Origin of the sequence: Lutibacter sp. Hel_I_33_5 (assembly GCF_007827455.1) — a bacterium.
In the GTDB taxonomy this organism is placed as follows: Bacteria; Bacteroidota; Bacteroidia; order Flavobacteriales; family Flavobacteriaceae; genus Polaribacter.
This window is the reverse complement of record NZ_VISM01000001.1, coordinates 361548-377300: the sequence shown is the minus strand read 5'-3', so window position 1 is coordinate 377300 and position 15753 is coordinate 361548. Positions and strand designations below refer to the sequence as shown.

At 29.8% G+C, this 15753-nt stretch carries 13 protein-coding genes; 2 read left to right on the top strand and 11 right to left on the bottom strand.

Annotation, left to right across the window (positions count from 1 at the left end):
- Positions 1 to 72 precede the first annotated feature (72 nt).
- Positions 73 to 969, top strand: coding sequence for a DMT family transporter (locus OD91_RS01645; protein ID WP_144894666.1), 897 nt, complete (start codon positions 73 to 75; stop codon positions 967 to 969).
- A 3-nt stretch (positions 970 to 972) separates the two neighbouring features.
- Here OD91_RS01645 and gcvT read toward each other — a convergent pair whose 3' ends face one another.
- A complete protein-coding gene (gene gcvT, locus OD91_RS01640; protein WP_144894665.1) occupies positions 973 to 2058 on the bottom strand; it encodes a glycine cleavage system aminomethyltransferase GcvT in 1086 nt (361 codons plus the stop codon).
- 131 nt (positions 2059 to 2189) lie between these two features.
- Between gcvT and OD91_RS01635 the strand changes: the two genes are divergently transcribed.
- Complete coding sequence (locus OD91_RS01635; RefSeq protein ID WP_144894664.1) at positions 2190 to 2411, top strand: VF530 family DNA-binding protein; 222 nt, start codon at positions 2190 to 2192, stop codon at positions 2409 to 2411.
- 4 nt (positions 2412 to 2415) lie between these two features.
- Here OD91_RS01635 and OD91_RS01630 read toward each other — a convergent pair whose 3' ends face one another.
- From OD91_RS01630 to lysA, 10 genes are all read right to left on the bottom strand, one after another.
- Positions 2416 to 3342 carry a sterol desaturase family protein gene (locus OD91_RS01630; protein WP_144894663.1) on the bottom strand — a complete coding sequence of 309 codons (927 nt, stop codon included), beginning with the start codon at positions 3340 to 3342 and terminating at the stop codon, positions 2416 to 2418.
- A 70-nt stretch (positions 3343 to 3412) separates the two neighbouring features.
- Positions 3413 to 5737, bottom strand: coding sequence for a DNA topoisomerase 3 (locus tag OD91_RS01625; RefSeq protein ID WP_144894662.1), 2325 nt, complete (start codon positions 5735 to 5737; stop codon positions 3413 to 3415).
- Between the two features lie 3 nt (positions 5738 to 5740).
- Positions 5741 to 6004 (bottom strand): hypothetical protein, encoded by a 264-nt coding sequence (locus OD91_RS01620; protein WP_144894661.1) that lies wholly within the window; start codon positions 6002 to 6004, stop codon positions 5741 to 5743.
- Positions 6005 to 6006: 2 nt separating this feature from the next.
- Complete coding sequence (locus OD91_RS01615; protein WP_144894660.1) at positions 6007 to 7320, bottom strand: type II toxin-antitoxin system HipA family toxin; 1314 nt, start codon at positions 7318 to 7320, stop codon at positions 6007 to 6009.
- Entirely contained in the window at positions 7314 to 7658 is a 345-nt protein-coding gene (locus OD91_RS01610; RefSeq protein ID WP_144894659.1) for a helix-turn-helix domain-containing protein, read from the bottom strand. The genes OD91_RS01615 and OD91_RS01610 overlap by 7 nt, the downstream gene beginning before the upstream one ends.
- Positions 7659 to 7849: 191 nt before the next feature.
- Positions 7850 to 9973, bottom strand: a complete 2124-nt coding sequence (locus OD91_RS01605) for a Tex family protein (protein WP_144894658.1) — start codon at positions 9971 to 9973, stop codon at positions 7850 to 7852.
- Between the two features lie 83 nt (positions 9974 to 10056).
- Positions 10057 to 12927 (bottom strand): T9SS type A sorting domain-containing protein, encoded by a 2871-nt coding sequence (locus OD91_RS01600; RefSeq protein WP_144894657.1) that lies wholly within the window; start codon positions 12925 to 12927, stop codon positions 10057 to 10059.
- A gap of 81 nt (positions 12928 to 13008) precedes the next feature.
- Positions 13009 to 13524: a GNAT family N-acetyltransferase gene (locus OD91_RS01595; protein WP_144894656.1), complete on the bottom strand. Its 516-nt coding sequence runs from the start codon at positions 13522 to 13524 to the stop codon at positions 13009 to 13011.
- 80 nt (positions 13525 to 13604) lie between these two features.
- Positions 13605 to 14216 (bottom strand): fumarylacetoacetate hydrolase family protein, encoded by a 612-nt coding sequence (locus OD91_RS01590; protein ID WP_144894655.1) that lies wholly within the window; start codon positions 14214 to 14216, stop codon positions 13605 to 13607.
- Between the two features lie 87 nt (positions 14217 to 14303).
- A complete protein-coding gene (gene lysA / locus OD91_RS01585; protein ID WP_144894654.1) occupies positions 14304 to 15545 on the bottom strand; it encodes a diaminopimelate decarboxylase in 1242 nt (413 codons plus the stop codon).
- Between the last annotated feature and the right edge of the window lie 208 nt (positions 15546 to 15753).

Genomic DNA, 15753 nt, shown 5'->3' with positions numbered 1-15753 from the left:
TTCCTTATCTGAACATCGTATAATTAAGATTCTACAGATATTTTAAAATTTTGTCTTTTATACTTTAGAAAGATGAAAGTATCCAACATATTTGCATCAGGAGTTTTTATTGGTTTATTAGGCGTTATTCTTTTTTCTGCAAAAGCCGTCATGGTAAAATTAGCCTATCAATACAATGTAACAACTCTACACTTATTGTTGTTTAGAATGTTATTTGCATTCCCTTTTTATGTGTTGATCGCATATTTTTATAGAAATAAAAAGCAAAAGGGCGTTGTAAAAAAAGATTATCTCTGGATTATTTTCTTCGGATTCATTGGCTATTATTTAGCTGCCTATTTCGATTTTTTAGGATTACAGTATGTAAAGGCTGGTTACGAAAGAATTATTCTTTTTGTGTTCCCAACATTAGTCATCATAATTTCAAGGATTTTCTTTAAAACAAAAGTAACCTCAAATCAAGTTATTGCTATTATTATAACCTATATCGGTATTATTATCACTTTTTGGGGAGAAATAGATACGAGTGGAAATCATATTGTTTTAGGAACTTTTTTAATATTTATGAGTGCCTTAACTTATGCTACATATTTAGTAGGAAGTGATTGGTTAATTCCCAAATTTGGTGTGCTTTTGTTTACTTCTTATGCAATGATTACTTCAACAATTTGTATCTGTATTCATTATTTACTTTTAGACAGAGCATCTGTTTTCGATTATCCGAAAGAAGTTTACTTTTTTGGTTTTTTAATGGCAACAGTATCTACATTGATCCCTTCTTTTTTAGTGTCTTGGGCGATAAAAAAAATGAACGCATCTAATTTTTCAATTATTGGAAGTTTTGGTCCAATTTCTACAATAATTCTAGCGTATTTCTTTTTGGATGAAAGACTATCGTTAATTCAGGTTTTAGGGTCAACAATTGTGATTCTTGGGATAATAATTGTGTCAAAAAATAAAAGTAAGTAACATTTATCCTTTATAAAAAGGTAGTTTTACAACTGTTGCAGGAATTGCTTTTTTACGAACTTGGATATGTATTTGTGTTCCCGATTTTGCAAATATTCTAGGTACATATCCCATACCAATTCCTTTGCTTAAACAAGGACTCATCGTACCTGATGTTACATTTCCAATCTTTTTTCCGTTGCCATCAACAATATCATACCCTTGTCTTGGGATACCTCTTTCATCTAACTCAAAAGCAACTAATCTACGTTCTGGTTTCTGCTCTTTTTCTTTAGCTAAAGCTTCATGATTAACAAAGTCTTTGGTAAATTTTGTAATCCAACTTAATCCAGCTTCAATAGGAGAGGTGGTGTCATCAATATCGTTCCCATATAAACAATATCCCATTTCTAATCGCAATGTATCTCTTGCTGCTAAGCCAATTGGTTTGATGCCAAAATCTGCTCCGGCTTCAAAAACTTTGTTCCAAATATCTTCAACAACATCATTATTACAATATATTTCGAATCCACCAGAACCTGTGTAACCCGTTGCAGAAACTATTATTGCTTCATAACCAGCAAAATCAGTAATTTTAAACGTGTAAAAATCTATAGCAGCTAAATCTTCAGAAGTTAAGCTTTGCATTGCTTCAATAGCTTTTGGCCCTTGTATTGCTAATAAAGAATATCCTTCTGAAAGGTCTCTAATATTTGCGTCAAACTCCTCATTATATTTAGAAATCCAATTCCAATCTTTTTCAATATTAGAAGCATTTACTACTAATAAATAGGTTTCTTCTTTTAATCGATAACAGATTAAATCATCTACAATTCCGTTATCTTCATTTGGGAAACAACTGTATTGGGCATCACCAACTTTTAATTTAGATGCGTCATTTGATGTTACTTTTTGTATTAATGCTAATGCATTTTCTCCTTCAACCAAAAATTCTCCCATATGGCTTACATCAAAAACTCCAACAGATTCTCTAACGGTTAAGTGTTCTGCGGTTACACCTTCATATTGTACAGGCATATTATAACCTGCAAAAGGAACCATTTTTGCGCCAAGGCTTTCGTGAACTTTATGTAATGCGATATTCTTCATTTGTGGATTTCATTAAATTTCCGCTAAATTATTGAAAAATTCGTAATATTCAATCATTAAAATTTGCTAAATATTTTAAATTCAGAAAAAATATTTAACACTACTTTTGTTTAAGGAAAATTTAAAAATTAATGAGACAAGAACAACCTAATAATCCATTACACGGAATAAAATTAGCAACTATTGTAGAAGAATTGTATTTAGAATTTGGTTGGGAAGAACTAGGTGATACTTTAAATATCAATGCGTTTAAAAATAATCCTACCTATAAATCTAGTTTGAAATTTTTAAGAACAACACCTTGGGCAAGAGAAAAGGTTGAGAGTTTCTATATAAAAACAATGATTGATTAGTGTATTAACTATTTTCTTTAATTAATCTTTGTTGTTGCTTTATAGTCTTTGTAGATCCATCATGACTCCAACCTGGCGCCGCAAATGCGTACATAAATTTGTGATACCAGTTTTTAGATTTTTTCATATCAATCCAAATATCTTTATATTCATGAGTAAGAATCACTAATGGATTGTACGAGTTTGGTGGATGTGTAACTCCGTATTTTATATCAATAGTTTCATCCAATTCTTTCCAAGTACCAAAAATTTTATCAAAAACATTTAAAAAACCTCCATGATTTTTATCCATATATTCTAAATTTTGTGCATGATGTACTTGATGCATTGTATGTGTATTCATGAATTTTTCAATGAATCCTAATTTTGGAACATAAACAGTATGTAATTGAAATTGCCATAAAGCTTCAATTCCTAAACATACAACCAACATTTCTGGTGGAAAACCAATTGCAGGAATCCACATATAAAAAAATGGTTTATAAAAAATAGTAAACCAACCATTTCTAACAGCTGTTCCTAAATTAAAATTACTAGAAGAATGATGTACAATATGGGCAGCCCAAAGAAAGCGAACATTATGATTTTGTCTATGAAACCAATAGTAACTAAAATCATCTAATAATTGACAGATTAACCAAATATACCAAGCATAACCAAATGATTCATACCCCATTATATTTGTACGAACTCCATCAACAATGGGATTAAAAACATCATAGACAAAATTAAAAAGTACAATAGCGGCAATGGTTTTAGTTAAAGGAGCTAAAACTGTAGAGCCAATCCCCATGGTAAGGCTAGCACCTAAATCTTTCCACTTATAGAGGTTTTTCTTTTTACTTTTATGATGTTTACTATAAGTTAATTCAACTAAAATGAGTCCTAAAAAGCAAGGAACACCATACACAAGTGGGTTTGTGAAATCCATTAAATATTTAGCATTTATTTTTTATAAATTTAAACTAATAATTGGAAATACAATCAATAGTTTCCTTTAACTATTGATTAATTATAGAAAGTACCAATTCTTTAGTCAGCATTTTACCGTTGGCAGCTTTTTTAATGTTTTCAAAAGTAAATACAAAATCACATCCTGATTTATAATTAGAGCAGCCATAGGCAGATTTTCCTTTTAAAATTGTTCCTTTTTTACATTTTGGGCATGAGATTTTATCAGAATATTTTTTCTCAATTGCTTCTTTTGGTTCGAGCTTTAAAGCAAAAGTTTCATCAAAACGAATTAAACCTTCAACAGAACCATTATCCGTTTTAAAACCTTTTAAATTGGTAGTGCAGCCTTTATCAATTAAACGAATTAATTGATTTTCTGAAACTTTCTTTCCGTAGATGTTAAAAGAAAGTTTTAAATCGCAATTATTTTTATATTCCGAACAACCATAAGCAGTAGAGCCTTTTATAATAGTTCCTTTTTTACATTTAGGACAGGTTTTTCCTACAAGTTGTTTTTTTGTTTTTTTGTCATTTCGACCTTTTGGAGAAATCTTTTGAGACTTCTCGACTGCGCTCGAAGTGACAGATTGAGATGAAATACGTTTGACTGTTTTATTAGATCGAACTTCATAGACCAATTCATCCACCATTTTTTTCATGTTATTGATAAACGTACCAGCATTAAATTCACCGCGTTCAATTTCTTTTAAACGTTTTTCCCAACGTCCAGTTAATTCAGCAGATTTTAATAATTCGTTATCAATCAAATTAATTAAATCGATTCCGGTTTGTGTTGGCAGTACTAATTTCTTTTTACGTTCAATATATTTTCTTCGGAATAAGGTTTCAATAATACTTGCTCTAGTAGAAGGTCTTCCAATACCATTTTCTTTCATTAATTCACGCATTTCATCGTCATCTACTTGTTTTCCAGCAGTTTCCATAGCGCGTAGGAGCGAAGCTTCTGTAAAATTTCTAGGTGGTTTTGTTTCTTTTTCTAAAAATGAAGGTTCGTGTTTTCCTTTTTCACCTTTTTTAAAAGAAGGAAGTGTTAGTTTTTCTGTGAGTTCTTTTTTTATTGTTGATTCTTTCGACTCAAAAACAACTCGCCAACCTTTATTAATAATTTCTTTTCCTGTTGTTTTAAAAGGAACGTCAGCAGCTTTTCCGATAACTGAAGTGTTTGAAACATCGGAATCTGGATAAAAAACAGCAATAAATCTTTTGGTGATAATATCATATACTTGTTGCTGATTATATTGTAAATTCCCTTGAATTCCTGTTGGAATTATCGCATGGTGATCTGTTACTTTTTTATCATCAAAAACACGCTTTGTCTTTTTTATTTTCTGTCCTAAAAGTGGTTGAGTTAGTTCTTTATAATTGGTTAATTTTGATAAAATTCCTGCTACTTTTGGATACACATCATTTGGTAAAAAAGTAGTATCAACTCTAGGATAGGTAACCACTTTCATCTCATATAATTTCTGGACCATTTTTAAAGTTTCATCCGCAGAAAAACCAAATTTATTATTACAATACACTTGTAACCCTGTTAAATCAAAGAGTTTTGGCGCGTATTCTTTTCCTTTCTTTTTGGTTACAGAAACAATTTCAAAGTCAGTTTCAGCTACTTTATCTGCTAAAATTTGTCCGTCTTCTTGTTTTAGAAAACGTCCATCTTCATAATTAAAAAGTGTATTTCTATACGTAGTTTGTAATTCCCAATAAGGTTGTGGTTTAAAATTCTGAATTTCTAAATATCGATTTACCAACATAGCAAGGGTAGGAGTTTGCACTCTTCCAACAGATAAAACTTGTTTGTAACCACCAAATTTAACAGTATATAAACGCGTTGCGTTTAATCCTAATAGCCAATCTCCAATTGCTCTAGAAAATCCTGCGTAATACAAATTGTCATATTGTTCGGCAGGTTTTAAGTTTTTAAAACCTTCTTTAATAGCTTCTTCGGTTAGTGATGAAATCCATAAACGCTGAACTTCTCCTTTATAATTACATTGATTAATTACCCAACGTTGAATTAATTCTCCTTCTGTTCCAGCATCCCCACAATTAATGATAACATCTGCTTTTTTGAATAAATCTTTAACAATGTTAAATTGTTTTTTGATACCAGCATCGCCAGTAACCTTGGTATCAAAGCGTTCTGGTAACATGGGTAAGTTATTTAAATCCCAACTTTTCCAATGTGGTTTGTAATCTTTAGGTTCTAAAAGTGTGCATAAATGCCCAAAAGTGTAGGTTACTGCATAACCATTACCTTCATAAAAGCCATCACGTTTTGTGTTGGCTCCTAAAATAGTAGCGATTTCTCTGGCAACACTTGGTTTCTCGGCAATACAGACTTTCAAATTTTATGAATTAAGAGTTTTGAAAAGTAGTAAAATTATAGGGATAATAAAATAAAAAATGATTCCTAATTTCTTTAATTTAATAGCATCATTGTATTTTTTTTCAAAGCCATATTTCTTAAAACGATCTAGTTCAGAATCATTATAGTCTTTAACAGGAAATAAATTTGAGCCAAAACCAAAAGGAAACAAGAAGAATGGTATTTTCTCTTTAAATGTTAATTGAGCAATTTTTCTTTTTCTTGTATTTCTGTCTTCTTCAATCATAACTATTTTAAATTCAATAGTGTTTTTTGTATTGCTTCTTTTTGTTTTTTATAGACACCAACTTTATCAGCATATATAGGCCATTGTTGTATTTTGTCATTGATTTCATCAACAATTTTTTCAGCTTTTTTTATATTTATTGCTTTTGCAAAAGTTAATAAATCAGCTTTTGTAAATCCTTTTCTTTTTCCGTTAATACTTAATGCATGCTGACTTACCCATATACTGTCAGGTCTGTAAGCATAGCAAATATCATATCCAGGAGCTATTTCCCAAGATTCATTTTCTTTTAATCTAAAAGCAAAGTTTTTTGTATGATCGTCGCAATTTTTAGCAATCACATTAAATACCATTCTACGATACATTTGTTCTGCTTCTGGATATGGCAAACGTAATATTCTCATTGTTTGAAAAAGCTGTTCATAACTAAAATTTCCTACTTCATTAAAATCATAATGTTGCATTGCACAAAAAGTTTGCACATGAAACTTTGTTTTATTTCCTTCTCTATCAAATCGTTTGGTCATAAAGTGGGCTCTATTATTTTCTTCTAATAATTTAGATTCCATCATGTTTATACCACAATCTTTTGCCATCAAATAATAGCCCATTTCTATTCTTCCGTAACCTTTACTTGTTCCAAACTGTTCGTCACTTACACCATCTAATTTAATCAGCCAATGTTCAAAACCTTTTGGTGCGTTGGTTTGCCCAGAACGTACTTGACCAGTTTTAGGATTGTATGCAATAATTGCTTTTGGTCTTGCACCACCAGCAGAAGTCCCAATTTTTAAAATTTCTGTCATTGCTTGCTGCTGATTTTTAGTAAGATCTGTTTTAAAATCTTCTCTTTTATGCAGCATTTTTTGTGCAATATTTACCAAACTATTTACCTGTACTTCAAACGTATTTTTTACAGAAGGCAGTTGTGTAGGTTCAAATTCTAAAGCGCCCATTCCTCTTGTTCCTATAAAACATAATTGCTCTATTGGATTCATGCTATTTTCTGGCCTACCATTTTGTGCCAACCAAACATTCATAAGTTGATTTCCGTATTTATCTGGCAATACATCTGCTAATAAACCTGGTAATCCTTTAAAGGTATCAAATTCACTGTTTCTACTTGCTTTTAATTCAGGAAAAGAAAATATTTGTTGATTAGCATTGATCGGCATTTTTATAGGAGCTAAATCCAAACCTTTTGCTTTGAATTTTTGTGTGTACTCAAAACTTGCAAATCCTTGATCTTCATTCCATGCGATAGCGCCTATAACTTCTCCCCATATTTTAACATAGGCAGTTTTTATGCTTACCATTTACTTTCATTTTTAGGATTATCATTAGTATCTCTAGCTCTTTTTCTTTTTTGTTTTTCAATTTTAGCAAGCTCTAAAGGGCTTGGTTGTGTATTAACATTAAAAACATCTAGGACGCTTAATAAATTCAAAGCCCTTAATATCTGAATTAAAGAACTCAAGGAAATTGCTTCTCCATTTTCTATTTGACTAATTGTAGAGCGATTAACACCCGCAGTTTTTGCAATTTTCCCTTGTGTTTTATTTTGATTTAAGCGTTGATGCTTTATATAATTTCCAATGGATTTTATGATTGATTTATCATTCATTGAAATCCAATTATTGTTAGTATTTACCATCTTTAACCTTGTTTTGTATAATTAATGTTGGTTTTTGCCAACACAAAGATATGTAAATTAAAATAAAAAATATTTTTTTTGATGGTTTTTGCCATCATAAAATATATAAAAGTAAAATAATGATGATAAAAACCATCATTTTTATAAATAAATACCTTCTTAATAATAGTTTTTTGAAGAGAACAAGAGAATTATTTCACTAAAGCCAATTGAATTCTCTTTCTAGCCACATCAACTTCTAAAACTTTGACTACAATTTGTTGTTGAAGCGCTACAAATGCATTGACATCTTTTACAAAAGTATCAGATAAATTAGAAACATGAATTAGTCCACTTTCTTTAATGCCGATATCAACAAAACAACCAAAATTGGTGATGTTATTTACAATTCCTGGTAAAAGTTGACCAATTCTTAAATCAGTAATCGTTTTAATAGTTGCATCAAAAGAAAAGACTTTTGCTTTCGCTCTTGGATCTAAACCAGGTTTTTCTAATTCGCTAATAATGTCTTGTAGCGTAGGTAAACCAATAGTTTCTGTACAATATTTTTGTAAGTTGATTTTCTGAAGAATTTCTTTATTTCCAATTAAATCAGCAATACTTTTATTTAAATCTTTCGCAATTTTATCAACCAAACCATAGCTTTCTGGATGAACAGCAGAATTATCTAAAGGATTTTTGGCGTTCTTTATTCTTAAAAAACCAGCAGCTTGCTCAAATGCTTTTCCGCCTAAGCGTGCTACTTTTTTTATAGTAGTTCTCGATGTAAAAGAACCATTTTCATTTCTATAATTTACAATGTTTTCTGCAATTTTTGGTCCAATTCCAGAAACATAACTCAGCAAAAATTCGCTTGCTGTATTGATGTTTACACCTACCGTATTCACGCAACTTTCTACAACAGTATCTAGTGATTTTTTTAAATTTGTTTGATCAACATCATGCTGATATTGGCCAACTCCAATTGATTTTGCATCAATTTTCACTAATTCCGCTAAAGGATCTTGCAATCTTCTTCCTATAGAAACTGCCCCACGAACAGTAACATCATAATTAGGAAACTCATCTCTTGCAATTTTAGAAGTAGAATAAATAGATGCGCCAGCCTCACTAACAACATAAACCTCTATTTCATTTTTAAATTGAATCATTTTAATCAATTGTTCTGTTTCTCTTGAAGCTGTTCCGTTTCCAATGGCAATTGCTTCAATTTTATGCGCTTCTGCGAGAGAACTAATTTTCTTTATCGCATCAAAAGATTGATTTTGTGGCGCATGCGGAAATACATTTTCGTTGTGCATTAAATTTCCTTGCTCATTTAAGCAAACAATTTTACAACCCGATCTAAAACCAGGATCAATAGCTAAAACTCTTTTTCCGCCCAAAGGAGCGCCCAATAATAATTGTTTTAAGTTTTTTGTAAAAACGATTATAGCTGCTTCATCTGCCTTTTCTTTTGCATTGGATAAAGCTTCGTTTGATAAAGATGGAAATAATAAACGTTTAAAAGCATCTTGAATGGCTAATTCAATTTGAGTAGTACATTCGTTTTGAGTACGAATGATTCTATCTTCCATTTTTAGAAGTACTCTTTCTTTATCAATTTCTATTTTAACACGAATAAAACCTTCATTTTCTGCTCTTAAAATTGCTAATAATCGATGTGAAGGAATTCTATTCAATGATTCATTCCAATCAAAATAGTCTTTGAACTTTTGCGCTTTTTCATCATCTTTTTTAGTTTTTATAACTTTAGATGAAATGGTAGCATATCTTTCTAATTCTCTTCTAATGTTATTTCTAATATCTGTACGTTCATTTATCCATTCTGCAATTATAAAACGAGCGCCTTCTAAAGCATCATCAATAGTTTTAACTTCTTTAGAAGTATATTTTGATGCTGTATGTTCTAAATCATTTACTCGCTGACTCATTATCATTTTTGCCAACGGTTCCAAACCTTGTAAACGTGCTGTTTCCGCTTTGGTTTTACGTTTCTTTTTAAAAGGTAGATACAAGTCTTCTAAAGTGATTAAATCTTTAGTTATATTAATTTTTTGTGATAACTCAACTGTTAAAACATTTTGCTCTTCTAATGCTTTTAAAATTGCTTTTTTTCGTTTTTCTAAACCCTCAAAAGCTTCTTTATATTTTACAATTTCACCAATTTGAACTTCATCTAAATTCCCAGTCATTTCTTTTCTATATCTAGAGATAAAAGGGATTGTAGCATCTTCATTTAGTAAAGAAATCGTGTTTTTAACAGATTTCTCTGAGATTTGTGTTTGTTGAATTATATATTGAAGTAATTGCATTTTTGTCTTTGGATTTATCTAAAAAAGAAACCTCATAAAATTGAATTTATGAGGTTGTAAATATAGTTTTATTTTACTTTTTTTTATTTTTTAATCCATTTCTTTGATGAAATATTACCATATATATCTTCTACCTTCAAAATATAAATACCTGGATTAATTCTAGAAACATCTACTTTCTTTGAAGAAAAGGATAAGATCTTTTTACCTAAGATATTAAATATGCTTCCTTTTTTAATTTTTGATTTCAATTTTATTGATAAATCATTTTTAACAGGATTAGGATATATAATAATTCTGCTGTTATGATTTAAGCTTAGATTTTCTATACTTAATGTTTTAAAATCTATAGAAAGTAATTCTTCTCCTTTTCCTTCTATATTTCCTGTAAAATATAACTTATCATTTATTATGGTATGATATACGTTAAAACCGCCTACAGTTTGTCCGTATATAAATTTATTATTTATAGAAAATACCTCAGTTAATGTTTTTGTAGTGAGATCTAGTTGAGACAGTTTATATCCAACATTAACATCCGCTTCAAAAATTAATAAATCTTCACCATTTGATAGTAATCTCTCATAACCATTAAAACCTAGATTATTTTGTGGAGAAAGAACTACTTCTGGTTGAAAATTATCACCAATTCTCCAAAGTTCACCCTTAAAATCTGCATTTGATATTTGAAAATATAAATACCCATTAATTTTAAAAAAGCGTGAGGGTGAAGAACTATGTGCACCACTTACTATATCTTTGAATAAACCAACAGTATCATCTTTTTCTATAGCCCAAAGTTCAGTTCCTGCACCCATATTTTCATTATAAACATAATAGATTCTTTCTGAATTTGGAAAAAATTGAGTAGTTTGATAGATTTTTAAGTTTGGAATAAATTTAATAGTATTGGCTCCATCTGTTCTAAATAATTTTAACTGATTGGTAGAAAACTCTCTACCATAAAAATAAAAATGGTTGTTAAAGCTAAAAGATTTATTTCCTGAAATAGTATTGCTTTTTACCGCACTATTTATATCATCTGCTAATACTGTTCCATCTGTGGTTCCATCAGTTTTCCACATTTTAAATGAACTTAAATTATTATCTGAACCAGAAATAGCAGCATAAAAGTAAAGTTCATTATTAGTTTCAACTATTTTTGGTCTCAAATCAAGTGCTGGTCTTGAACAAGAATTAGCACCTGAATTAATATCTTTTAGCATTGTTGTTCCAGCCTCAGTTCCATCAGTTTTCCACAACTCCATACCATTTGTTCCATTGTTTGCGAAAAAATAAAGTTCACTATTAAACTCTTTAAAATAACCAATTCTTACATAAGCTCTATTATCATTTAAAAAACCATCTCCATTTGGATTGATATCTTTTAAGATTTTAGTTCCTGCTGTAGTTCCGTCAGTAATCCAAAGTTCTAAGCCTTTATCTAACGAATAGGCTTTAAAAATAATTTTATCACCGAACAAATAAAAATCATGAGGTTTACTTGACTGAAAACCGGGATTTATATCTTTTACTAATGTTGTAGTTGTACCATCAAAAACGAATAACTCTCTACCATTAATATTATCATCAGCAGCAAAGTATACTTTTCCGTTTAATTTGGTCAGAAATTGAGGACTTGAATTTATATTACCAGCTTTATTTATGTCTTTTAATAGTTTTGTACCTGTATCTGTACCATCAGAAACCCAAAGTTCGCCAATGTTATAAGTTCCTTGTGTACTTCCAGAAGAAAAGATAAGTTTATTGTTAATTTTTTGTAAAGTACTTGGAACTTTTCCATCTGGCCATACTGGTTTTAGAGATTTAGTTCCTGCTTCTGTTCCGTCTGTAGTCCAAATTCTAAATCCTTGACCCTTATAATCTGCATTAAAATATGCTTTGTTACCAATACTTATAAATTTAGTTTGCACTAAAGACAAATCTGGTGTATTAAGTTTAGTCGTTGTGTTTGAACTTCCATCATACAAATGAACAGCTTGTTGAGTTAATATCATTAAATTGTTTCCAATTTTAGAAATACCTCTTATTAGTCCTTCATTATTAATCTCATCAAAAACCATTTTTGTACCTGTTTCTGTACCATCTGTTTCCCACAATTCTTTATAATAACTAAAATATAGTTTGCTATTAAATGGAGTTATAAAATCTATTATTTTGGTTCTTGAAAATGTAAATTCTTTAATTTTTTTTGTTCCATTTTCACTTCCATCACTTTTCCATAAATGGTTAACTCCTATTTTAAAAACACTGAAATTATTTACTTGATGAAATGTTGTGTTTTCTGTGCTACTATCATTTATAGTGATGTTTTTTAAAAGTTTTGTTTCTGCTGGTGTTCCATCAGTAATATAAGGTTCTCTTCCATGAGTCTCTGTTTCTAAATAAATAATAATTTTACTGTCATTAAACTTAAATATATTCTTCTTGTTATCGGAAGCAGATAAGCGCTCACTTTTGGGAAAAGATTTCAACAAGGTTGTAGTTGTGCCATCTGTTTTGTACAAAGCCCTTTCCTCTCCAATAGAATTAATAAAATAAAAGTAATTGCCATAAGCTCCCACAACATATTGGAAATTAGCTAAATCTATATTTACATCTTGTGTTGTAGTCCCGTCAGTTTTCACAAACTTTTGTCCATTAAAATAAAAAATGTAATTTTCTGAGTAATGAAAATAATTATTACGTGTCCGTTCTATATCTTCAAGTTGTTTGGTGCCTATTTCAGTACCATCAGTTTTCCATAACTTTATTACATCGTTATTTGTATATGGCTCTGTAATTAATGCAGAAAAGTACAATTCCCCTTTAAATTCAAAAAAATCCTCTGGATTACTTCCAGAAGTCCCTTTGTTAATATCACTTACAACTTTTAATTGAGCAAAATTAAAAGCGCTAATTAGCATAAAAGCTAGAATGAGTAATTTTTTCATAATTGTAATTTTAAAGTAGTTATAATTACTTCAAAATTACTAATGGATGTTCTATCACCCAATACGTCATATGACGTATTTTTAAAAAGAAATTACTTTCTCAAAAGCCAATCTTTTTGCGTTGTAACTTGTGTAAATAATTCCGCAATATTGGTAGCCTAATTTTTTGATGAGCGCTTGCATTTGAGTATTCTCTTCATGCGTGTCAATTTTTAAACTTTTAATGTTTTTATCTTTTAATTGTTGATGAAACTCATTGAAAATAAATTGTGCAATTCCGTTTTTTCTGAATGCTGATTTAATCGCTAATCTATGAATAACTCCATAGGTTTCTTTTTCATCAATCACCCAATCACCTTCAATAGTTTTATATGTTGGCTCTGGATCTACAGTAAACATTGAAGTTGCTATTACTTGATTTTCATCATTCTTAACAACATGACTTCGTTTTTTTAGAATGTCGTTTTCAATCTGTTCTTGATTCGGATATCCGTTTTGCCATTGATCTATTTTCTGAGATGCTAAATGTTTTTTTGCATCGTTAATAATTTGCATAATTGCAGGAATATCTTCTGTTTTAGAAAGTACTAATCTCATAAAGTAAATGTAAAAAAAATATCCACTAAAACTGTATTAAAATACATTTCTAGTGGATACTACTTTGCTTGATATTTATTTTAGATCATTTTAAAATCTAACATCAATTCACCATTAATTGAACATTGTAATTGATCTCCTTTAAAAATTTCTCCTTTTCCTAAAGCAGGTGTTCCTGTAAAAATTAAATCTCCTGGTTGCAAAGTCATATATTCAGAAATAAACACAATAATATCAGCAAAATCATTAATCATATACGCTGTATTGCTTTCTTGTTTTAATTCTTCATTAATTTTCAAATCGAAATTAATATCCGCTAAATTAGGATATTCTGTAATCGATTTAAAGCTAGATATAGGAGCAGCACCATCAAATCCTTTTGCAAATTCCCATGGATGTTTTGTTTCTCTAGCATCACTTAAAAGATCTTTTGCTGTATAATCTATTCCAACGGCAATTTCCGAGATATAAGAGTTTGCATCTTTCTTTGCGATGTTTTTTCCTTCCTTTCCAATTTTAATCACTAATTCAACTTCGTAAATTAATTGATTTGTAATACTTGGGTATTCAACATCACGATTAATTGCTAAACTTGATGATGGTTTAGAAAAGATGAATTTCTTCGCTTTCTTTTTCTCTTCAATATCTTTTAAATCAGTAACATAATTACTGCCTATTCCTAGAATTTTCATTATAAAATTGTTTTGTTTATGGGTGTAAATGTAAAAAAATCCACTAAAAAAATATTTCTAGTGGATGTATTTATGTTTTAGTTAATCTTAAGCTTCAACTAGTTCTTTAATTTTCTTTTTTTTTGTAAAATTAACAACTTCTTGATTGTGTAAAATATCATCTAAAGTTTGTCTTTTTCTTATCAAATAATCTTGGCCTTTATGCAACATAACTTCTGCTGGTAAATACCTGGAATTGTAGTTAGAGGCCATTGAGAAACAATATGCGCCCGCATTGTGGAAGCATAAAACATCTTCTTCAGAAATCTCCGAAATTCTACGGTTAGAACCAAAAGTATCTGTTTCACAAATATACCCAACAACAGAATAATATCTGTCTCTTCCTTCTGGGTTAGAAATATTAGTAATATGATGATAAGAATCGTACATCATTGGTCTTACCAAATGGTTAAATCCTGAATCTACATGTGCAAAAACTGTAGAAGTAGTTTGTTTTACAACATTAACTTTTGCTAAGAAATTTCCAGCTTCAGAAACTAAAAATTTCCCTGGTTCGAACATTAGTGTTATGTCTTTTCCGTATTCAGAACAAAATTCGTTAAAACGCTCAGAAAGTTGAACGCCTAATTGCTCAATATCTGTAGAGATATCGCCTTCTTTATAAGGTACTTTAAAACCACTTCCAAAATCGATAAAATCAATATTTTTAAAGTTTCGAGCAACATCAAACAATATTTCTGATGCTCTTAAAAAAGTATCAATATCTAAAATATCAGAACCTGTATGCATATGAATTCCGTTGATATTCATACCAGTGTTTTCTACAACACGCTTAATATGTGGTACTTGGTGAATTGAAATTCCAAATTTAGAATCGATATGACCGACAGAAATTTTAGAATTTCCACCTGCCATAATATGTGGATTGATACGCACACATACTGGAATATTAGGATGTTTTTGTCCGAATAACTCTAAGATTGAAAGGTTGTCAATATTAATCTGAACGCCTAATTTTGCTACTTCTTCAATTTCTTGAAGTGAAACTCCGTTTGGTGTAAAAATAATATCCTTTGGATCTATTCCTGTTGTTAAACACAATTGAACTTCTTGAATAGAAACTGTATCTAAACCAGCTCCAATATTTTTAAAGAATTTTAATATATTGATATTTGAAAGTGCTTTTACAGCGTAATTCAACTTTAGGTTTTTAACAGAACTAAAAGCATCTGTTAACCTGTTGTATTGTGATTCAATTTTATCTGTGTCGTAAACGTATAAAGGACTTCCGTATTTATTCGCTAATCTTAAAAGTGTTTCTCTTTCCAAAATATCTGTGTTTATTTATGCTACAAAAGTATTTAAAACTCTTAAAGAATCATCATTTGTTTAAAAATACAACGCATTGTTTAATTTTGTGATTTTTATGTAAAAACAGTACGCTTTTATTCGTTGAAATCCTGTTGATAACTAATTCTTTTAGCCATTTCATTTTTTGTTAGTTAATGGTATTTTAGCATGGACTTCAAGCACTCTG